Here is a 20,771-nt window from a genome sequence, read left to right on the forward strand (position 1 = left end):
AAGGACAAGGAGGCATTTATGATATGAGTGAAGTACGATCAAAAGCAGAACGCGCCGGTGCTGCTGCCGCCGTATTAAACCGGCTGAGCACCGACGAGAAAAATCAGGCGCTGCTTCGCATGGCCGAGGCGCTGCGTCAGAAGCAGGATGAAATTATCGCGGCCAACGCCGAAGACCTTGAGCGCGGCCGCCAGCAGGGAACTTCATCCTCGCTGCTCGACCGCCTGGCCCTTAATCCGCAGCGGATCGACGCTATCGCCGCAGGGCTCGAGCAAATCGTCGAGCTCCCCGATCCGGTCGGCGACGAGCTGGAGAATATCGAACGGCCAAACGGGCTCCGTATCCGCAAATACCGCGTACCGCTTGGCGTTATCGGCATCATTTACGAAGCGCGCCCGAACGTGACCGTCGACGCCGCCGGCCTGTGTCTGAAGACAGGAAATGCCGTGGTGCTGCGGGGCGGTTCCTCCGCCCTCTCCTCCAACCGCAAAATCGTCGAGGTGCTCCATGGTGCCCTCGCCTCCACCGCGATTCCGCCGGAGGCGCTGCAGCTGATCGAGGATCCGAACCGTTCCTCGGTCGACGAGATGCTGAAGCTGAACGGCCTGCTCGACGTCGTTATACCTCGCGGCGGCAGCTCGCTCATCCGCACCGTAGTGGAAAACGCCACCGTGCCGGTCATCGAAACGGGCGCCGGCATCTGCCATACGTATCTGGATGAGACGGCCGATCCCGTGATGGCCGAGGAGATCTCGATCAATGCCAAGGTACAGCGTCCGTCGGTCTGCAATTCGATGGAGACGCTGATCGTGCACCAGGCGTTTGCCCGGGAACATCTTTTGGCACTGGCAGGAACATTCAAGGAAGCCGGCGTCGAGCTGCGCGGCGACGAAGAAACCCGCAGAATCGTCGACTGGGCTCTCCCGGTCACAGAAGAAGATTATGCAACGGAGTACAATGATTACATTTTGAACGTAAAAATTGTAGAATCGATAGATGAGGCCATGCAGCACATTGCTGCTTACGGTACCAAGCATTCCGAATGCATCGTTACCGCCGATCAGCGCCATGCCGAACGTTTTCTTCACGAAGTGGACGCTGCCGCCGTATACCATAACGCTTCCACCCGCTTTACGGACGGCTTCGAATTCGGATTTGGCGCGGAGATCGGCATCAGCACGCAAAAGCTGCACGCCCGCGGCCCGATGGGCCTGCCGGCTCTGACTTCCACGAAATACATCATCCATGGAAATGGACAAATTCGCGGGTAATACCGGAGCTTTACAATACCGGCTTACCGCGCAAGGAGGAATTATAATGAGTCAACAACAGGCCATGATTGCCCAGCCCATTACCTTTTACGGTGCAGGAGCGATGGCGGAAGCCATCGTCAGAGGATTGATCGGAAGATCGGTCGTCAATGCCGGAAGCCTGACCATGCTGAACCGCTCCAACTCGGGGCGGCTCGAAGAGCTCAAGCACCGCTACAATGTCAAAACGAACAATGACCCGGCGGAAACGACGGAAATTTTGCGTGAATCTCCGATTATCGTGCTCGCTATCAAGCCGAAGGATGCGGCTAACGTGCTGCGCAAACTCGGTCCGCTGCTCTCCGATAACACGCTGATCGTATCCGTCATCGCAGGTCTCACCATCCGCACGATCCAGGATCTGCTCGGACGCAAGCAGCCCGTCGCCCGCACGATGCCGAACACCTCCAGCTCCATCGGCCTCGGCGCAACCGGCGTCTCCTTCTCCAAGGAAATCAACGACCAGGACCGCCAGACGGTCATGACGCTGTTCCAGGCTGTCGGTACGGTAACGGTCGTGGAAGAAGACAAGCTGGAAATTTTGACCGGCATCTCCGGCAGCGGCCCCGCTTATATCTATTACATGATGGAAGCGATGATGGCTGCCGGCATCCGCGGCGGACTGACGCCGCAGCAGTGCAAGGAACTTACGGTGCAGACGGTTCTTGGCGCCGCACGGATGGTGCAGCAGACTGGCGAAGAGCCTGCCGCCCTCCGGGCGAAGGTGACATCGCCGAACGGCTCCACCCAGGCGGCACTGGAGACGCTTGACAAAGGCGATTTCTTCGAAACAGTGATCGCTGCCGTGAACCGCTGCGCGGAACGCTCCCGGGAAATGGGGGCCGCGCTGAAGGAGGGAATTTCATGAGCCGCTGCACAGCCACGTACCGGCTGTATGACGACAAGGCCGACTTTCGTAAAAAGGCCGAATCGATCGCTGTCGGCATGACCGTCGGCAGCTGGACCGAGCTTCCCCAAGCAAAGCGGGAATCAATGCAGAAGCATCTTGGCGAAGTGCTCCAGGTGGACGTGCATGAGCCGGAAGGCGCCGCACCCGGCGAGCGGTACGCCGACGTCACCATCGCGTACCCGGACATCAACTTCAGCCGCGACATTCCGGCCCTGCTTGTCACCGTTTTCGGCAAAATCTCGATGGACGGCAAAATCAAGCTGAACCGCCTCGGCTTTTCAGATCATTTCGTGCAGGGTTTCCCCGGCCCCAAATTCGGCATTGCCGGCATTCGGGACATTCTCGGCGTCCATGACCGGCCGCTTCTGATGAGCATTTTCAAGTCCGTCATCGGCCTGAATGCGGACGAGCTGCGTGAGCAGTTTCTGAGACAAGCCCTCGGGGGAGTCGACCTGATTAAAGACGACGAGATCCTGTTCGAAAACGAACTGACGCCGATCGAAAAGCGCGTGGAAGTATGCCTGAAGGCGGCAGAAGCGGCGCAGAAGGAAACAGGCAAGAAGCTGCTGTATGCGGCCAATTTGACCGGACCGACGTCCAGCTTGAAGAGCCAAGCGAAGAAGGCGATCGGCGCCGGCGCGAACGCGCTGCTGTTCAACGTCTTGTCCTACGGCTACGACGTGCTGCATGAACTGAGCAGCGATCCGGAGATCAACGTACCGATCGCCGCGCATCCGGCGCTCGCGGGAGCCTTCTACCCGTCGCCGCATTATGGTATCTCTGCCTCGGTGCTGCTCGGCCAGCTTATGCGGCTCGCCGGCGCGGATCTGGTGCTCTTCCCTTCCCCTTACGGATCCGTGACGATGCCTAAGGCGGAAAACATGGCGATCCGTGACGAGCTGATCAGCCGTGAACTGCCACTGAAGGCCAGCATGCCTGTGCCTTCGGCGGGAATTCACCCCGGACTCGTGCCGCTCATCCTGCGGGATTTCGGAACCGACGTCGTCGTGAACGCCGGCGGCGGCATTCACGGCCATCCGATGGGTACGGAGGCCGGCGGACGGGCGTTTGTACAGGCGATTGCTGCGGCGCAGCAGTCCATTCCGCTCGCCCAGTATGCCGAAGACGGCCATCCTGAGCTGAAGGCCGCCCTGGACGCCTGGGGAGGCGAACGATGACAGCCAAGAAACGCGTAATCTTTTGCGATTTTGACGGCACGATCACACTGTCGGATAACATCGTGGCGATCATGAAGCATTTTGACCCGGCCGGGTACAAGCCGATCATGGAAGATACGGTCAGCCAGAAGATCACCCTGCGCGAAGGCGTCGGCGCCATGTTCGCCCTGCTGCCTTCTTCGATGAAGGACGAAATTGTCAGCTACGTCTTAAGCCGGGCGGGCATTCGCGACGGCTTCCGTGAGTTTCTGGACTACGCCAAAGAGGAAAATATCGGCTTTTACGTGACCAGCGGCGGCATGGACTTTTTTATCGATCCGCTCCTCGAGCCGTTCGGGATTCCGTCCGACCATATTTTCTGCAACAGCGCCGATTTCAGCGGAGAGCGGATCGAGATTCTCTGGCCGCACCCTTGCCAGGATCCCTGCCATAACGGCTGCGGGATGTGCAAAACGACGGTCATGCGGCGGTTCCCGGAAGACGAATACGAGCGGATTCTGATCGGCGACAGCCTGACCGACTTCGAAGGCGCCAAAATCGCCGACCTCGTCTACTCCCGCTCCATCCTGACGGACAAATGCGCGGAGCTTGGCGTGAAGCATGTTCCTTTTGAAACCTTTTTTGACATTATCGAGGACATGAAGAAGAAACAACGACAAGGAGTGCTGTAGACATGACCTTTGCCGGCATTAGCCTGGAGCATAAGCAGCAGGTTCTCGGAGAGTTGAGCCTGATCAAACAGCAGTTTGCCGCGAAGAACTGGTTCCCGGGGACCAGCGGCAATCTTTCGATGCGGGTGGGCGAATTTGACCCGGAAGCCTTTTATTTCGCCATTACGGCGAGCGGTAAAGACAAGTCGCTGACGACGCCGGAAGACTTTTTGTTCGTGGACAAAAGCGGCCGGGCGGTGGAAACGACCTCGCTGAAGCCCAGCGCGGAGACGCAAATCCATTGCAAAATATACCGTCTCACCGGCTGCGGCGCCGTGTTCCATGTGCATACGATCTTTAACAACCTGATCAGCGAATGGTTCGGGGAGGCCGGAGCCGTGCCGGCTCAGGGCATCGAGTTGATTAAAGCGTTCAACATTTGGGAGGAGAATGCGCCGATTTCCATCCCTGTGCTTCCGAACTATGCGGATATTCCCCGCATTGCCGAACTCGTGGAAGGCGTGCTGAACCCGGCCGTACCGGGAATCCTGCTGCGCAACCACGGCATTTATGCGTGGGGTAAAAACGCGTTTGAAGCGAAAAAGCATCTGGAGGCGTTTGAATTCATTTTTGAATATTTGTACCGCAGCATGCTTCTTCAGAACAGTGCCGCCCCGCTTACGCTGGATGGCCGGCGTTAAGCAACCGCGGAAGCAGCCTTGCTGCTCTTGATGAAACAAGCAAAAAATCCTTATTCCATACCGGATCTGCCGGCGTCGGAATAAGGATTTTTTTGTCCGGTTAAATACCCGATTCGATTGTTTTGAAAAGGATGGTATAGGCGTTCTCCAGGTTTGAGAAAGGGTCGTTTTGTTCGTCCAAGACTAAGGAAAATGTTTTATTCTGCTCTCCCTTCTTCACATAACCTAACGCAAATTCATTAGATTCGGAAGTATTCTTCCGGAGCAAGCCCTCGCCGCTCAAGAGAGGATCCGGTATATTCGAAGATTGTAAAAAAAAGATCGGAACGCCGTCCTCTAAGTTCAGTTCATTTTTTTCCATAAGAGCTTCAAAATGAGAGACATGCTTCTTCATGATAAACACGGCATCATAGCCGGTTAAATTCGCGGTACCTTTCTCCAGATCTGCTTTATTTAAGGTTACAAAGCTAACGTTGTTCTCCCTTACAGAAGGCGCCCCTCCAACCACTCCGATCGTTAAGCTTCTGCCCTTATACTCAGGCATGCTGTAAGATTGGGGGACGGGAGCACATCCGGTAAGTAACAGTAGAAGCACTAACAGCGAGCAGCCGATGATTTTCAGGACATGTTCCTCCTTATTCAATACGATATTACCATCTATAGCCCGGTTTCGATCTGCCTGAAGATATCGGAGTAAGCGCTTTTGACATTCGTCTCGTTTTTGGTGTCGTTGTATAAACCTGTGCCAAACTGGTGCCGTGTCCCTCCGTCGTATCCAAGTACGAAGAAACCGGGCCCCATGTCAGGCCAATCCTCGTAAGAAATCGTAGCATCTATATAGGTGGCAAGATATCTGGAAGATTCGAAGAAAAAAAACGGAATTCCAGCAAGTTTATATATTTTGGCGTACTGCGGCGATGCGGCTGTCGGCAGCTCCTCTTTCATGATAAAAACGGCGTCGTATGAGGATAAGAACGAATCTCCTTTTTCCAAATCATCAAACGTAATTTGCTTAAAAGTAACATTACTCTCCCGCACCATCGGAACATCACCAATCACCCCGATCTTCAAGCTTCGGCCTTGATACAGCGGGGAGCTGAACGTATTCCTTTCCGGGCTGCAGCCCGCTAACACCAACACTGTCAGCAGGATCGCCGGCAATATAAATTTCAATAGAGCGCCCCCTTCAAACGCGATCTGTACGTCATTCTCTTTGTATAAAACGCTTTAAGTGAGAGGAAAGTAACGCCTGTTTGCATTATGTAGGCCTGTCAAGACATCGAACATCCAGGCTATAATGGGATAAAGGAAAATTCTAGCACTGTGAACTTTATCTGATAAACAAAGGGGAAATATATCGTGTTGAAAAAATGGTTTATCGGCGCGTCGGGAGCCTTGGTTCTGCTATCCATTATACTGTGGCTCATGCTTCAGACCCATCTTCTATACCCGGCTTTTCCGCTTCAAGGGATCGACAAAAAGACGGCATGGAATCAGGGCATGCAGTCCGGCGATACGCCTGCTGTCCTGCTGTCAGATGGGGAAAATACTTGGTATATCAGCCGGCTCAATTCTCAGCAGAATGGTCAGCGCATCATTTCCATGCTGGAGAAGCAGGGGTGGGACTATAAGGAGCATGAAGGGAGCGGCTATTTTTTTACGAAAGGAGACCGCACCCTCATCGCCACTACCCAAAGATGGGGCAGCCGGTTTGAGCTAACCAAAATCCCCGACAGTTAAGTCGAGGTTTACTGCCTAACACTCGGGCAGCTGGCACCAACATTCTTAACAGGTTGGGGGGCGCTTTTCAAAAAAGTTTCATCCGTCCCGTTGGACCACGACCATACGCTTCCCGAGGATCATTATCGGCCGCTTCAATCACCGGACAAAGCCCGGCGAATACTGGCCCGCGCTTCTTCCGCCACCCCGGCATCCTTGATTTGAACCGCCTGAGCCAAAAGGAGCATCGGAATAAACACGCCGATCAGCTTGGCCAGCAGCCTGGTTTCCTCATCCACTTCGCCATACTGTTCGAAGAACAACTGCCTCTCTGCCGGCCCCAAAAAGCTGTAAGCGATATTGAGATCGCAGCCCGGATGGCCGACATTCAGATCTCCCCAGTCGATCACGCCGCTGATTTGTCCACGCTCGTCTGCCAGCATATTTTTAAAGTGCAGATCGCCATGGAGCATTACTTCCTTCGGGGTAATCCGGTCCACGGTAACATGGTGGTTCAAATATTTCTGGATGGCATCATGCTCCTCCCTTGGCAGATGAGGCTTCAGGCTGGACAGGATGTCTACCATTTTCATCTTGCGTGAAGTTACGTCCGTCAGGTTCCGGTGGTCTTCCGAAGCCCCCGCTTCCCTTGCAATTCCCACCGGAAACGAATGAAGTTTACGCAGAAAGCTTCCTAAAGAAGCCGCCGATAAACGCCGCTGTTCATCGGTCAGTCCAACGGGAAACGTTCCGGGAATATAAGTGTAACCCAGAAACGGAAACGGATATGCCTCGCTTTCCAGTCCGTAAAACACCGGTTTGGGATAGGGAAACGTAATGTAATCACGAAGGAGCGGCAGCAGCCTCCCTTCTGTGCGCAGAAATTCTACGGCGATGCTTCTTCTTGGAAAACGGAACGTATAGCGGTCTCCCACCCGATAAACGGCGTTGTCCCAGCCTTCCCCAATCTGCCTGATCCGAAGTCCCGCCAGATCCGGGAACTGGCTTTCGATCAGCTCGCAGACCAAAGCGTCCGTGATGTGAATATCGGCATCCCACTGGTTCATACGTACGATAACACCTCCATCTCAGTTATGTCCTGGGCAAGCTGTGGGCTTTCATGATAAAAACCTTCATACCCGATTCCGACCCGAACTCATGCTAGAGCATGGGCTATCATACCATTTCCTGAAACAGGAAAGCAATCGATATCGTGCTCCATTGGTTACCGCTATAAGTCATTTGCTCGTAAGGCCCCAATGCCACCATATTTATCCTCTTTAATCCCCATAAAAAAAACAGCCTGACTCAAGTCAGGCTGCATGAAGTGCCGAACAGTATTTTAGAGTGAATATCCGTTTAAAAATCCCCGTGGCTTCTCTCCCGGCCGCTAGGTTTAGGCCCGGTTAACAGCCGGATGCCTACGCCGATTAGCAGCAGGGCCACGATGGCTGTTTTCAAGTAATGCGAAATCCGGTAATCGATATGGAACTCTGGAAAACGTGCTTCAAGCTCGGGAATGATCAGGCTCGTGGCGATATAATACACGCCGAGTGCCATTAGGCCAATGCCAAGCCACTTCTGGTGCAGTTTGATGCCTTCAATGACAGGCCGGTCGATGAGGGGCTCCCGCCCGTATCGGCTCGTCTGCTGCAGCCCGTCGAAGAAGGCGTAAAACCAGATGAGCGGAATGAGAAACATGAACAAGGACAGACGCAGCAAATCCAAAATGTAGACGCTCCCCAGGAAAATCACCATCAGCTGCAGCCCTCTTTTTTGCAGGCCCAGATACATATGTCCGGCTCCCGGGAAAGCAGACAGCAGCGTGGCGAGCACTTTGCTGCGGCGTCCTTCCGCACGGCCGGCCTCCATCTCGTCGAACAGGGTGCGGTCCTCAACCCGTTCGCCGGCCTGCTTGCGGTGGATCAGCTGCACGGCGTCAAACATGCAGTACAGCCAGATGATCGGCAGGATGCCGAGAAACAGCATAAAGAACGCATGGCTGGTCAGGCCGGTCAGGAAGAACATGACGGTCCCCAGCCCAAAAAAGGCGATCAGGAACGACAGGCCCCGCTGCATCAATCCCATATGAAGATGTCCAAGCCCTGGAATAAAGGAGAGCAGAATGGTAAAGAAGCGCTCGTTCTCCGGGCTGGGCTGCGGATAAGGGGGGTACGGCTGCTGCGCATACATTCCTTCCTGGGCAAATTCGGGTCCATTCCCCGGAAACCCAGGCTGCCCCTGCCCGCTGTATCCTCCCGGATAAGGACCTGCCCCCGGTTCCCAATGCGGAGGATAAGGCTGCGGCGGATACCCCGGTTGCGGAGCAGGCAAGCGCACCAGATACACGATCAGGTCCAGCATGCAGATTCCCCATAGTATAGCCGCACACAGCAGGGTAAAAGCAAAAAACATGCCGCCTTCACCCAGTGCGATCGCCACCATCACCCCAAACAAAATACCTCCAAAAAACAGCATAGGGTATATAACCCCTCTCAGCCTCCGTCCCATGTAGTAGTGGCCGAGGCCCGGGATGAAATTGAGAATAAAAGCAGCCATCTTACTGCGTTGTGGATACAAAGTCATCGTTCCTTTCCTTTGTTCTGAATGGTCATCTGTTCTCTCTTTTTTATGGCTTCAGCCGGTCCAGCCAGCCTGTCGTCACATGAACGAGCTTTTCACCATACGTCGGCTGGCCGCCGGTCCCCGCCTTGTGCAGCGTTTCCGGGCCCAGCTTGTCAAACCATCCGGTCGACAGGAATACGAGCGTAATGCAGGCCGCCACGGCGTAATGGAACATGCGATGCTCGTACCACCGCCGGCGCCAAATTTCGTTTGCTCCGCGCTCCGCATCCTTATCTTCGGAAGGAAGAGCATCCATGACGTTGTCGATGAACCGCTGCTCATATTCGAGACCGGGCAGCTTCGGTCCCAGATCATTCATGACCTGCATGTATGCCGCCAGGGCCGTATCGTCCTCCATCAGCAGCGACTCCAGCGAATCCGCTTTTTCCGGGGAGCAATCCCCCTGTATGTACTCCACCCAATCCTGCGTCACCGGCTGGGAGCGTCCTTTGTGACTCATTACCACTCCTCCTCCTTCCAATGGGTGCGGACCCAGCTTCTCGCCCGGTACAGCCGGGATTCCACCGTTTTGACGGCAATTCCCTGCTCCTTGGCGATCTGCTCGTAATTTTTTTCCTGAATATAAAAATGAATCAAAATTTCGCGGTGCTGCTGCGGCAGGCGATGTAACCTCCGCTCCAGCGTCTCTTTTTTCTCCTTCTTGACCAGCTGGGCCAGCAGATCCGCTTCACCGGAAGGCCACTGGTTCAGCTGCTCTGCATCCGCAAGCTGGTCTTCCCTGCGCCTTCCCAGCTTTCTTTTAGCATCGATGGCTTTATGTAAAGCAATGCGGGTCAACCACGTCTTGAATCCTTGGGACCGGTATTCGGAGAGAGATTTATACACTTGTATAAAGGCTTCCTGGGCCGCGTCCTCGGCTTCCTTGGCATCTTTCAGCACCGAGTAGGCCGTATGGAACACATGCTGTCCGTAACGCTCCACGAGCGTGCGGAACGCGCTTTGGTCGCCATCACGAATTTGCTCGATCAATGCTTCCTCGTCAATAACTCTCTCCTCCTTCCCGTATCTATAGACGCCGGCCCTCCGGGTTAACCCTGCATGTTTTTCAAAAAAAATTCGTGCCAATATCATCCAAAAGAAAAACAGCCCCTCCCCGAAGGAAGAGGCTGCCCTAAATTGTTTAATGAATCCGTGCCTGGCTGCCCCAGGCCAGCTGAAGCGCCGCAAATCTTTTTCTAAACATTCTCCTGCTGAGATAGCTGCTTGATCAAAGCCGGAACCCACGAGCGGATCGGCTTAAACGAATATCCCAGCCGTTCCGCCTTGGAGGTATCCATCGTCCAGGACTCCGGAACGCCAAAAGGAGAAGCATTTTCTTTCGCCGACTCCCGCTGGATGATGGCTTTACGTCCCGTTTCCTTCTCGATCCAGCCGATGATGTCCGATAGTTTGACATCCCCCTGCGAGCAGGCATTGATCGGCCCTTCCACGCGCTGGGTTCTCAGCCAGCTCAGGAAAGTAGCCGCATCTTCAGAATCGATCAACGACAGCTTGGCGCTCAGATTCGGCATGCCGATCGGCGTACCGCTTTGTACCCGCCGGATATGGAATTCAAGCCGCTCCGTGTAATCATCCTCCCCCAGCACGATCGGGAAGCGGACGGCGCATACCGGGAAGTCGGCCTTTTGGAAAAAGACAGCCTCGGCGAGCCGCTTGCCTTCTGCATAGGAGAAATCATCCTTGCCTCCCATCGTGATCGGATAAATGTACGGGTTGACGTCCTTCTCCTGATTCCGGTGCGAAGAAGGATCGTACACCGACAAGGACGAGGTAAGTATGTATCTTTTGACTTTTCCCTGAAATACGTCACAGGCATCCTGGGCCGCTTGAGGGGAGTAGCAGATGTTGTCGTATACGACCTCCCACACCCTGCCGTCTGCCACGGCCAGGGCCAGAGATTCCTTATTCTCGCGATCCAGCACCAGCCGCTCTACCCTGTCGCCAAAGGGATCCGGCGTGTTTCCTCTTGTCGCGATGGTGACTTCATGCCCATCCTCCAGCAGCCGCTCAACAAGCCGTTTGCCGAAAAAACGGGTACCGCCAAGGATCAGTATGTTCTTCATGGATATCCTCCTTTAACATATAAAAGCTTACAGCCCAGCTTCTTAAACACTATGAAATATTGTACCATACTCCTGCCTGCCGATCATGTTCCCGCCGCCCGCCGATCCGCCTTTTTTATATGGAAACGTCCATCGAACCGGCGCATAATCAGACGGAAACCAAACCGCTTCCAAGCAGCAGCTGTCCTTACACCTGATTCAAACCACACGGCCTAACCGTTCTGTTCAGACGCTAAAAAAGCGTACCCTTCCGTTTAACCGGAAAGGCACGCTTCCAACTCTCTGATGTCAGGCTCTGCCGCCGCCGCGGAACTTCTGCGTGTAGGCTCTGGCGTCCTCGGCACTACGCACCCGGTTGCGGCTCCATTCCAGCAGGATCCGGTCTATGTACCGAAAATGGACCTTGCCGGCAAAGACCGCCTCCTTCAGCGCCATGCGGATGAGCTCTTCAGGGTAACGGTCCTGGTCCATCCAACCCGAAATCGTTTCGCATTCCATCGGTGAGAGAGGGCGGCCGAATTCCTTTTCGAAAACGGTAAACATATTGCTGCTGTCCGTCTCCGGCTTGGCCGCCTTCTTCGTCCGTCTGTTCGCAGCCTGGGTCCGCTGCTTCTCCTCGCTCGCCAGGCACAGGCTCAGCTGATGATACAGGCCGGACAAGTTGTACCGTTCATATTGAATGCCGCGCAGCTCGTCCAGCTCCTCATCGATGGCGATGAACCCTGCCCTCATCAGCTTCTGCAGTGACTCCGCAATCGACTGGGCGCCGGATCCCGTAACCTCCTCCAGCTCCTCCATCGTCGGAAAGTCCTTCTGCTCGACCTGCTTGAACGCGATCAGGTGAACGAGCAGCATCGCTTCGCTATCCGACAGCTTTAGCTTGCGGTAATGGCGAAGCAGCACATACGGAATGACCGCCATGCCTGCCCCGAGTCCGGATGATGCTCCCTCGGCCCATGTTTTCCAACCTGCATTGTCCATGAGCTCCACCTCTTCCGGCATTATGGGTACAAGCGGTACAGCGTCCGCGGGAACGGAATCGTCTCGCGAACATGATCCAGACCGCAAATCCAGGCTACCGTCCGTTCCAGTCCGAGACCAAATCCGGAATGCGGCACAGTCCCGTATTTACGCAGGTCCAGATACCATTGGTAGGCGTCCGTGGACAGCTCATGCTCCTTGAAGCGTTCCTCCAGCAGCTCCGGATCGTCGATCCGCTGCGAGCCGCCGATAATTTCGCCGTATCCTTCCGGAGCGATCATGTCAGCGCACAGCACGACGTCCGGACGGTTCGGATCCGGCTTCATATAGAACGCCTTGATGCCGACCGGATAGTGTGTAATGAACACCGGCTTGTCATAATTTTCAGCAATCGCCGTTTCATGCGGAGCGCCGAAATCCTCGCCCCAAGGGATATCGAAGCCTTGTCCATGCAAAAATTCGATCGCTTCATCGTACGTGATGCGCGGGAACGGCGCCTGGATGTTCTCCAGCTTGGATACATCGCGTCCAACCGCTTCCAGCTCTGCCCGGCAGTTTTTGACGACGGACTGCACCACATGCGTAATGAACTGCTCCTGCACACGAAGGCTCTCTTCGTGATCCGTAAATGCCATTTCCGGCTCGATCATCCAGAACTCGATCAAATGGCGGCGGGTTTTGGACTTCTCGGCACGGAAAGTCGGTCCGAACGAATACACTTTCCCGAGGGCCATCGCCGCGGCTTCCATGTACAGCTGACCGCTCTGTGTGAGATAGGCGTCCTCCTCGAAGTATTTCGTGTGGAACAGATTCGTTGTCCCTTCGGCCGACGTCGGCGTCAAGATCGGCGGGGCCCCCAGAGTAAAGCCGTTCTGGTCAAAGAACTCCTGCACAGCGCGGATAATTTCGGCGCGGATCACCAGGATCGCCCGCTGCTTGGACGATCTGAGCCACAGGTGGCGGTGATCCATCAAGAAGTCGACGCCATGCTCTTTCGGCGTAATCGGATAGTTCTCCGTCAGATGAATGATTTCCACATCCGTTACCGTCATTTCATAACCGGACGGGCTGCGCGGTTCTTCGCGCACGACGCCTGTGACATACAGGGAGCTCTCCTGCGTCAAGCTTTTTGCGTCTTCCCACACTTTATCGGTGACTTCGCTCTTGACGACGACGCCCTGGATGTATCCGGTGCCGTCGCGCAGCTGCAAAAATTGAATTTTACCGCTGGAACGCTTGTTGTTGATCCAGCTGCCAATCGTGACGGTTTCGCCCACGTGCTTGCTTACGTCACGAATTACACATTTGGTGGCCATGCTTCAATCTCTCCCTTAACTTTACTTGCCTGTATCCCTTCAGCCTAGGCGTTCAAGGATTGAACGATCCGGTTGGTATCGCGGGCGATCACCAGTTCCTCGTTCGTCGGAACGACCAGCACTTCCACCTTGGAGTTCTTGGAAGAAATGCGGCGCGGTTCGCCGGAACGGACGGCGTTCAGTTCTTCGTCCAATTCCACGCCCAGGTAAGTCAAATTTTCGCATACTTTTTTACGCAAAACAACCGAATTCTCACCGACGCCCGCCGTAAAGACGATCACGTCTACGCCGTTCAGCGCGGCTGCGTATGAACCGATGTACTTGCGCAGACGGTATTCGTACATGTCAAAGGCCAGCTTGGAATGGGCATCGCCCTTCTCCATCCCTTCGGTAATTTCTCGCATGTCGCTGCTGATGCCGGAAATGGCCAATAGACCGCTGTGCTTGTTCAGCATGGAGTTCACTTCGTTGACCGTCAGCTCTTCCTTGTTCATCACGTAAGGAACGATCGCCGGATCCAGGTCACCGCTGCGCGTACCCATCATCAAGCCTTCGAGCGGTGTCATGCCCATGGAGGTGTCGACCGATTTTCCGCCATCCACGGCGGTTAGGCTCGCCCCGTTACCGATGTGGCAGGTAATGATCTTCAGATCTTCCAGCGGCCGGCCAAGGAAGTCAGCCGCAGCTTTGCTGACAAAATCATGCGAGGTGCCGTGCATACCGTAACGTCTGACTTTGTATTTGTTGTACAGCACTCTCGGAATGGCATACAAATAAGCCGTCTCCGGCATGGTCTGATGGAAGGCGGTATCAAACACGACAACCTGCGGAACGCCAGGCATATTCGCCTCCGTTGCTTTGATTCCCAGCATGGATGCAGGGTTATGAAGCGGCGCCAGATCGAACAGCTGGCGGATTTTAGACTTGGCTTCCGCATCCACCAGAGCGGATTCCTTGAAGAATTCTCCCCCGTGCACGACCCGGTGGCCGACCGCCTGGATTTCATCCACGGATTCGATCACACCGTTCTCTTTATCCGTCAGCAGGGCAAGCACTTTGCGGATCGCCGTCGTATGCTCCAGAATTTCGCTGACCTCGGTCACGTCCGGACGGCCGGTAGGTTTATGGGTAACGATGGATGAGTCCATGCCGATCCGTTCTACGAGTCCTTTTGCAAGTACGCTTTCGTCTGTCATATCATACAGCTGGTATTTCAGCGATGAGCTGCCAGCATTGATCACCAAAATTTTCATACGCGGTCACCATCCTTATCATACTTGAAGAAGCCCACTCCTGTTTTCACGCCCAAATGCCCGGCACGAACCATTTTCTTCAGCACGATGGACGGGCGGTATTTCAGCTCGCCGAACTCGCGGAACATGCGCTCCAGAGCGGCCAGAACCGAATCCAGACCGAAGCGGTCCGCCATTTCGAGCGGTCCGTGCTGGAACGAATAGCCGATCCGCATAGCATCGTCAATATCTTCCGCGGAGGCGACGCCTTCCTGCAGGATATGCAGCGCTTCGTTAATCATCAGGCAGATCATGCGGCTCGTCACAAAGCCTGGGGACTCATAGACCATGATCCCTTTCTTGTCCACGACTTCCTCCACAAAACGCTTCGTTTCCCCGAACGTAGAGTCAGACGTCTTCAGGCCGCGGATAATTTCCACGAGGTCAACCTTGCTGACAGGATGGATAAAGTGCAGGCCGATGACACGCTCCGGATACATCGTCGTGCTCGCAAGCTCCGTTAAGCTGAGCGTAGAAGTATTGCTGGCGAGAATAATATGATTAGGACACACTTGATCCAACTGGGCAAATACTTCCTTCTTCGCTTCGAGATCCTCCGAAATGGTCTCAATGACCATATCGCAGCTCCCCAGCTCAGCAAAATGGACCACCTTTTGGATTCGGCCCAAAATGAGCTTTTTCTCCGCCTGGGTGATCGCCCATTTCTCCAGCTGCTTATCGAGACTCGTTTCGATCATGCTGTACGAATAATCGAGTTTCTCCGGCGTTTTCTCGACCAGCAGAACGTCCAGGCCTCTGGCGGCCAGCATTTCGGCTATGCCTTGGCCCATCGTCCCCCCGCCGATAACACCAATTTTTTTAAAGTACATGTTTCTGCTCCACCTTCCATGGTCTTCTATATTTATTGTACCCTTCTTGTCGAAAAATACATTTACGACCCAACTTATAATAATAACGCAGCATTAAAAAAAAGTAAAAAAAAGAGCCAGCGCATTAGGCTGGCAGTAGTGAAAACTCATGAAACAGCTTGCGGAATTGTTCGCCGGACAGCGTTTCTTCTGCCAGCAAAATATCCAGAGATTTGTCGAAAATGATCCGGTGGTTCTCCAGAAGGCTGCGCGTTCTGCCCATCAGGTCTTCCAGAATCTCATTGTTCACCTTCATCAGCTCTTCGGTCGTAACCATATCCATGTTTACGATGCCAAGAGACGTAAGGCCGGATCTCATCATCGTCTTGACGATGTCGAGCGCCTGTTCAAAGTCGTTGCTCGAACCGGTGCTGCGTCCGCCGTAGAAAATTTCCTCCGACGCCGCGCCGCCGAGAGCGATCATGATCTGCTCTTCCAGGAACGATTTCGTATACAGGTACTGCTCCGACTGCGGGTTATGGCGCACGTAACCGAGCGCCTTGCCGCGTGGGCTGAGGGCCACCTGGCTGACACTGCCCGGACGCACCAGCTCTGCCATGATGGCATGTCCAAGCTCATGGATGGCGACGCGTTTCTTCTCTTCAATCGTCGATTCACGGTCGGTGCGCTCACCCATCATCACCTTGTCGATGGACATGGACAGATGGCGCTGCTCGATCTCTTTCAGACCTTCACGCATCGTGTAGATCGCGGCTTCGTTCATAACGCTCTCCAGCTGGGCGCCGGAGAAGCCGTAGGATTCCTCGGCGATTTTATCGAGGTTGACATCCCCGTGCAGCGGCTTGTTCTTCGCATGCAGCTCCAGGATGTGCTTGCGTCCCTTCTTGTCAGGCAGGTCCACCTGAATATGACGGTCGAACCGTCCCGGACGCAGCAGCGCGCTGTCCAGCATCTCCTTGCGGTTGGTCGCCGCAATCAAAAGGATTCTCGGGCTGTCCGACGAATAGATGCCGTCCATCTCGGTCAGCAGCTGGTTCAGCGTCTGATCGTATTCGCGCTGCTGCCCGCCTTCGCGCTTGCCGCCGATGACGTCGATCTCATCGATGAAAATGATTGCGCTCTGCTTGTTCTCCTTGGCTGCCCGGTTTCTCGCATCGCGGAACAGATCCCGGACACGGCCCGCGCCGACGCCGACGTACATTTCTACGAACTCACTGCCGGATGCGGCAACGAATACCGAATCCGTGTAATGTGCGGCCGCTTTGGCCATCAGCGTCTTCCCTGTTCCGGGAGGTCCCGTCAGCAGAATTCCTTTCAACGGGCGAATGCCGAGCTTCTGGATTTCATCATGACGGATCAGGAAGTCCAGTGCCTCGCGCAGCTCCTGCTTCGCATTATCCTGGCCGCCGATTTCTTCAAAAGTGAGCTTCTTCGGCCCGCCCTTTTTACGCTTGCGTTCCGAAGCCGCACCTACCGTCAGTCCGCCTCTCATATTGGTCATAAACAGGAGTCCGCCGATCATCAGGCCGGCGATAATGAGAGGGATGACATTGACCCCTACAAAAGCTAGAAAAATGAATAATACCGGCACAAATCCGATCAAAATTTCCTTCAGCAATTTAGGCATTATTCCCACACTCCCATCTTGCCGGGATCACGGGGCAGAACAAGAAACTTGCTTGAGCTGCCGTCCGTCAGCGTAATATAGACATTTTTCGTGTCCATTTCGGCTTTCGTCTGAATTCCGGTACCCTTAGCCAGATACTGCAGCTTGACCGGAATTTCCGTATAGCGCTTGTTTTCCATCGCTTCGGCTACAGAGAACATCGCTTTATCCCAATACTGGTTAAGCTTGTCCGATGAATGATCCACAAAATCGAACTTCAGTGTCCGGGTGCCGACGACGGATTTGCCTTCGGTGGAGATTTTATCCGCCAAATCAGCCAAATTTACATTCGGCTTCAAATCGAGTTTCAAATCCACCTGATCGCGGGTAATATTAAAATGTGCGTTATTCACGCCCTGATAATTGCTGACGATTTTTTGCAGCGGACCCTGCAGGGTCGTTTGCCGATAAAAGAACCAGCCGCCAAACAGTACGGCTACCGAAACCACAACAGTTATAATAATAGGCAATGGACGCAATTTCACTTGTTGTCCCCCTTTCGAAATGGTAAAGCAAAAAAAAGTAAACTTTAGATGACAAAAATAAATATTTCGTTAGCGGTTCAAGTCCATTGGTCGGTCACCATGCTTCTGTTCCAGTCCGATTCGATGGATGGTTTTGCGCTTGTCGCGAAACACAAGCATCTCTTCGTTAGATACACGCATCTGACCGCACTTCTATATACCATGTTTTTCAATAAAGAGCAGAAAAATCTTGTTCCAAGCTGAAGCGGGCTGCTGAATTTTACTGAAAAACGCTATCCTCTAATTATAGTACAATCCGGGCTGTTCGTCATATATATCTCTTCAATACAAATAAGAGTATATCACATTGTATATACTAAATCGAAGGTAAAGTGTGAATATATTTTAAATATTATCCTTTGTAAGCCAAAGAACCCCATTTGAGGATGGGGTTCTTTCTGCATGATATGGCCGTTTAAACAAAATCATCGATTGGGCAGCGTGAACGGGCTGCCGATTTCCGCTCCGTCGCTGAACCGGTAAAATTGATAGTAATAGTGATCTTTCACCTTATAGAACAGCTGCCATACGTATTCTCCGTTATAGACACCCGGTACGAGGCGCATATCTTTAATGCCGGGAATGGAGCTTTTGATTTTGGCCTTCATCTTCTCTTTGGACATACCGCTGCTCAAAAGCTCTTGATGTACGGTATTTTGGCCTTCCTTGGGTTTTCCCTGATCGGTGAACTGCACCCAGACCATGACCTCCTGGCCCGTCTTGTTCGTCCCTTCCACGACCCAGTAGATGCTGTTCTGGTCCCACACCGACTTTTGGGCATCGGCGACCGACACGATTCCGGCTTCCTGCTTCGCTTTGGCAATAGCGGTGTCCTTTTCGCTCCATTGATCCTGCAGCACGTAAATAAAATAACGGTAAGCGCCGAAAATGATCAGCAGCAGGGCGACAATGCCGAGAAAGATCCATTTTTTCTTGTTCTTCAACCTGAACTTCCTTTCTGAAAGGTGAGCTAATCATCCCGGTCTTATCGGGAGAGAAGACCTTCAAAAGCCGCTTGGGCTTCCCTGCGGATGCGTTCCTCGTCCAGGGTGAGACAGCTGCCGTGCTTCACGACCTGCTTCCCGTCCACCCAGACATGCTCAACGTCCTTCGCGCTGGCCGAATAAATGACGTGTGAAATGAAGTCCGTACGCGGCAGAAAATGAGCCTGATCCGTATTCACCGCGATAAAATCCGCCTTCATCCCGGCCTCAAGTGCACCGACTCCCTCCAGGAACAAGGATTGGGCTCCGTAGATCGTGCCCATACGCAGTGCTTCCGCCGCGGGAACCGCCGTCGGATCTCCCGAGACGCCCTTATGTATCAAAGCGGCAAGGCGCATTTCTTCAAACATGTCCAAATTGTTGTTGCTCGCCGCACTGTCGGTTCCCAGGGAAACCGTAATGCCTGCCTGCATCATGTCGGTAACGCGGGCCACACCGCTCGCCAGCTTCAGGTTGCTGCCAGGGTTGTGTGATACCGTCACGTGATGCTTCGCCAAAATGTCGATTTCCTCGTCTGTTAAATGGACCGCGTGTGCCAGAATCGTCGGCCGTGAGAACATGCCGAGCTTCTCCAAATGAATCGCCGGACGCGTTCCATAATCGCGTACATTTTGCTCCACTTCCGCCTTGGTCTCCGACATATGCGTATGCATCGGCAGATCCAGGTCATGCGCCGCCTGAACGAACTTCTCGATAAAATCAGGAGGGCATGTGTACGGGGCATGCGGAGAAATCATCGCCGTGATCCGGCCGTCTGCCTGCCCGTGCCAGTCCTTGGCGAACTGAATGGCTTCGTTCAGCTTGTGACGCTGCACATCCTCCGGGCACAGACCGATGACACCGCGGGTCAGGGCAGCGCGCATGCCGGATTCAGTCACCACTTTGCCCACCTGATCCATATGATCGTACATATCGAGGAACGTCGTCGTACCGCCCTTCAGCATTTCAAGCACGGACAGCGAAGTCCCCCAGTAGACGTCACTGGACGTGAATTTCGCTTCCATCGGCCACATTTTTTCCTGCAGCCATTCCTGGAGCACCATGTCATCTCCGTAACCTCGCAGCAGCGACATGGCGGTATGTCCATGGGTGTTGATCAGGCCCGGCATAAAAAATAAATGCGTGCCGTCGACGACCTGTACGCCCTCCTCCAGCTGCGGCTCCTCTTCACCGATATAGGTGATGCGGTCGCCCTCAATGACCATCCAGCCGTGCAATACCGGCTGCTCCGGCCGCAAAACGGCAAAGCTGCCGTTCTTGATGGCCCATTTAGGATTGGCGCTCCGGCTGCTGGAGCTCTTCAAATTGTCCGTCATCTTCCGTGTCGTCCTTTCCGTTGTTCAAATAATAAGCGAGGCTGAGCAAATCCGTCGTAAAATCGGCGGCATGGATCCGGATGCTAGCCGGCGCCTTCAGAATCGTCGGCGCAAAATTCAGAATCGCCTCGATCCCGGCCGCAATCAGCTGATCGGCGACGTTTTGTGCTTCGAAATCCGGGACTGTAATGATCCCGATCCGGATATTTTTGCTTTGTATCGTTTCTTTCAGCTCATCCATGGCCTGTACCGTCAAGGTGTTGATCCGTGTGCCGATTTTGGACGGATTGGCGTCAAACACGGCCACGATCTTCATATTTTCCTTCAGGTAAAAGTTATAGTTGGACAAAGCTTGACCAAGATTCCCCGCTCCGACCAGCACCGCGTTGATCTGCTGGTCCAAATTCAAAATTTGACGGATCTTCTCGATGAGATAGGATACGTCATACCCTATCCCCTTACGGCCAAAATCCCCGAAATACGCCAAATCCTTACGGATCTGCGCCGGGTTGAGATCCAGCTTCTGCCCGAGCTCCTGGGAGGAGACCGTGGCCACCTCCCGCTTGTTCAGCTCATTTAGATATCTAAGATATATAGGCAATCTGCGGACAACCGCCTCGGATATTTTCTCCGATTTCATGCATGTTCCCCCTATTGAACGGCTT

22 protein-coding genes are annotated in these 20,771 nt (G+C 54.0%); 6 read left to right on the forward strand and 16 right to left on the reverse strand.

All coding sequences use genetic code 11. The features are described from left to right. Window positions 1–23 precede the first annotated feature (23 nt). Genes BCV73_RS17045 through mtnB form a run of 5 tightly spaced genes read left to right on the forward strand, consistent with a single transcriptional unit; the run spans window position 24 to window position 4,749 of the window. The gene (locus tag BCV73_RS17045) at window positions 24–1,271 is read left to right on the forward strand and encodes a glutamate-5-semialdehyde dehydrogenase (RefSeq protein ID WP_089548012.1); all 1,248 of its coding nucleotides are present in this window, start codon (window positions 24–26) and stop codon (window positions 1,269–1,271) included. A gap of 46 nt (window positions 1,272–1,317) precedes the next feature. Beyond that, window positions 1,318–2,178, forward strand: coding sequence for a pyrroline-5-carboxylate reductase (proC, locus tag BCV73_RS17050; RefSeq protein ID WP_076170916.1), 861 nt, complete (start codon window positions 1,318–1,320; stop codon window positions 2,176–2,178). Beyond that, the gene (locus BCV73_RS17055; RefSeq protein ID WP_089548013.1) at window positions 2,175–3,398 is read left to right on the forward strand and encodes a 2,3-diketo-5-methylthiopentyl-1-phosphate enolase; all 1,224 of its coding nucleotides are present in this window, start codon (window positions 2,175–2,177) and stop codon (window positions 3,396–3,398) included. The genes proC and BCV73_RS17055 overlap by 4 nt, the downstream gene beginning before the upstream one ends. Beyond that, a complete protein-coding gene (locus tag BCV73_RS17060; RefSeq protein ID WP_089548014.1) occupies window positions 3,395–4,069 on the forward strand; it encodes a 2-hydroxy-3-keto-5-methylthiopentenyl-1-phosphate phosphatase in 675 nt (224 codons plus the stop codon). The genes BCV73_RS17055 and BCV73_RS17060 overlap by 4 nt, the downstream gene beginning before the upstream one ends. A 2-nt stretch (window positions 4,070–4,071) precedes the next feature. After that, a complete protein-coding gene (gene mtnB / locus BCV73_RS17065; protein ID WP_089548015.1) occupies window positions 4,072–4,749 on the forward strand; it encodes a methylthioribulose 1-phosphate dehydratase in 678 nt (225 codons plus the stop codon). A 100-nt stretch (window positions 4,750–4,849) separates the two neighbouring features. Here mtnB and BCV73_RS17070 read toward each other — a convergent pair whose 3' ends face one another. Together BCV73_RS17070 and BCV73_RS17075 are read right to left on the reverse strand one after the other, a co-directional pair. Further along, the gene (locus tag BCV73_RS17070) at window positions 4,850–5,392 is read right to left on the reverse strand and encodes a hypothetical protein (protein ID WP_089548016.1); all 543 of its coding nucleotides are present in this window, start codon (window positions 5,390–5,392) and stop codon (window positions 4,850–4,852) included. A 14-nt stretch (window positions 5,393–5,406) separates the two neighbouring features. Beyond that, window positions 5,407–5,922 carry a hypothetical protein gene (locus BCV73_RS17075; RefSeq protein WP_089548017.1) on the reverse strand — a complete coding sequence of 172 codons (516 nt, stop codon included), beginning with the start codon at window positions 5,920–5,922 and terminating at the stop codon, window positions 5,407–5,409. A gap of 186 nt (window positions 5,923–6,108) precedes the next feature. On the opposite strand from BCV73_RS17075, the gene BCV73_RS17080 reads away from it, so the two are divergent. Then, on the forward strand, window positions 6,109–6,489 hold the full coding sequence (locus BCV73_RS17080) for a hypothetical protein (protein ID WP_089548018.1): 381 nt from the start codon (window positions 6,109–6,111) through the stop codon (window positions 6,487–6,489). 134 nt (window positions 6,490–6,623) lie between these two features. On the opposite strand, the gene BCV73_RS17085 is transcribed toward BCV73_RS17080, so the two are convergent. From BCV73_RS17085 to BCV73_RS17155, 14 genes are all read right to left on the reverse strand, one after another. Next, the gene (locus BCV73_RS17085; protein ID WP_076170904.1) at window positions 6,624–7,535 is read right to left on the reverse strand and encodes a phosphotransferase; all 912 of its coding nucleotides are present in this window, start codon (window positions 7,533–7,535) and stop codon (window positions 6,624–6,626) included. 292 nt (window positions 7,536–7,827) lie between these two features. Next, the gene (locus BCV73_RS17090) at window positions 7,828–9,054 is read right to left on the reverse strand and encodes a hypothetical protein (RefSeq protein WP_089548019.1); all 1,227 of its coding nucleotides are present in this window, start codon (window positions 9,052–9,054) and stop codon (window positions 7,828–7,830) included. A gap of 43 nt (window positions 9,055–9,097) precedes the next feature. Next, window positions 9,098–9,553, reverse strand: coding sequence for a hypothetical protein (locus tag BCV73_RS17095; protein WP_089548020.1), 456 nt, complete (start codon window positions 9,551–9,553; stop codon window positions 9,098–9,100). Further along, the gene (locus BCV73_RS17100) at window positions 9,553–10,185 is read right to left on the reverse strand and encodes an RNA polymerase sigma factor (RefSeq protein WP_089548021.1); all 633 of its coding nucleotides are present in this window, start codon (window positions 10,183–10,185) and stop codon (window positions 9,553–9,555) included. The genes BCV73_RS17095 and BCV73_RS17100 overlap by 1 nt, the downstream gene beginning before the upstream one ends. Window positions 10,186–10,289: 104 nt before the next feature. Then, window positions 10,290–11,177: an NAD-dependent epimerase/dehydratase family protein gene (locus BCV73_RS17105; RefSeq protein WP_089548022.1), complete on the reverse strand. Its 888-nt coding sequence runs from the start codon at window positions 11,175–11,177 to the stop codon at window positions 10,290–10,292. 288 nt (window positions 11,178–11,465) lie between these two features. After that, complete coding sequence (locus BCV73_RS17110) at window positions 11,466–12,158, reverse strand: DnaD domain-containing protein (RefSeq protein ID WP_089548023.1); 693 nt, start codon at window positions 12,156–12,158, stop codon at window positions 11,466–11,468. 20 nt (window positions 12,159–12,178) lie between these two features. Further along, window positions 12,179–13,474 carry an asparagine--tRNA ligase gene (gene asnS, locus BCV73_RS17115; RefSeq protein ID WP_089548024.1) on the reverse strand — a complete coding sequence of 432 codons (1,296 nt, stop codon included), beginning with the start codon at window positions 13,472–13,474 and terminating at the stop codon, window positions 12,179–12,181. A gap of 44 nt (window positions 13,475–13,518) precedes the next feature. Then, the gene (locus BCV73_RS17120; RefSeq protein WP_089548025.1) at window positions 13,519–14,727 is read right to left on the reverse strand and encodes an acetate/propionate family kinase; all 1,209 of its coding nucleotides are present in this window, start codon (window positions 14,725–14,727) and stop codon (window positions 13,519–13,521) included. After that, complete coding sequence (locus BCV73_RS17125; RefSeq protein WP_076170885.1) at window positions 14,724–15,596, reverse strand: 3-hydroxyacyl-CoA dehydrogenase family protein; 873 nt, start codon at window positions 15,594–15,596, stop codon at window positions 14,724–14,726. Before BCV73_RS17125 ends, BCV73_RS17120 begins: the two co-directional genes overlap by 4 nt. 124 nt (window positions 15,597–15,720) lie before the next feature. Then, on the reverse strand, window positions 15,721–17,223 hold the full coding sequence (locus BCV73_RS17130; RefSeq protein ID WP_089548026.1) for an AAA family ATPase: 1,503 nt from the start codon (window positions 17,221–17,223) through the stop codon (window positions 15,721–15,723). Beyond that, window positions 17,223–17,747, reverse strand: a complete 525-nt coding sequence (locus tag BCV73_RS17135) for a hypothetical protein (RefSeq protein WP_089548027.1) — start codon at window positions 17,745–17,747, stop codon at window positions 17,223–17,225. The genes BCV73_RS17130 and BCV73_RS17135 overlap by 1 nt, the downstream gene beginning before the upstream one ends. Window positions 17,748–18,211: 464 nt before the next feature. Then, complete coding sequence (locus BCV73_RS17145; protein ID WP_076170879.1) at window positions 18,212–18,730, reverse strand: cell wall elongation regulator TseB-like domain-containing protein; 519 nt, start codon at window positions 18,728–18,730, stop codon at window positions 18,212–18,214. 41 nt (window positions 18,731–18,771) lie between these two features. Beyond that, a complete protein-coding gene (locus BCV73_RS17150; protein WP_089548029.1) occupies window positions 18,772–20,106 on the reverse strand; it encodes an amidohydrolase in 1,335 nt (444 codons plus the stop codon). Beyond that, window positions 20,060–20,746: a redox-sensing transcriptional repressor Rex gene (locus BCV73_RS17155; RefSeq protein WP_076170875.1), complete on the reverse strand. Its 687-nt coding sequence runs from the start codon at window positions 20,744–20,746 to the stop codon at window positions 20,060–20,062. The genes BCV73_RS17150 and BCV73_RS17155 overlap by 47 nt, the downstream gene beginning before the upstream one ends. Between the last annotated feature and the right edge of the window lie 25 nt (window positions 20,747–20,771).

Origin of the sequence: Paenibacillus sp. SSG-1, from assembly GCF_002224835.1 — a bacterium.
GTDB lineage: Bacteria > Bacillota > Bacilli > Paenibacillales > Paenibacillaceae > Paenibacillus_AQ > Paenibacillus_AQ favisporus.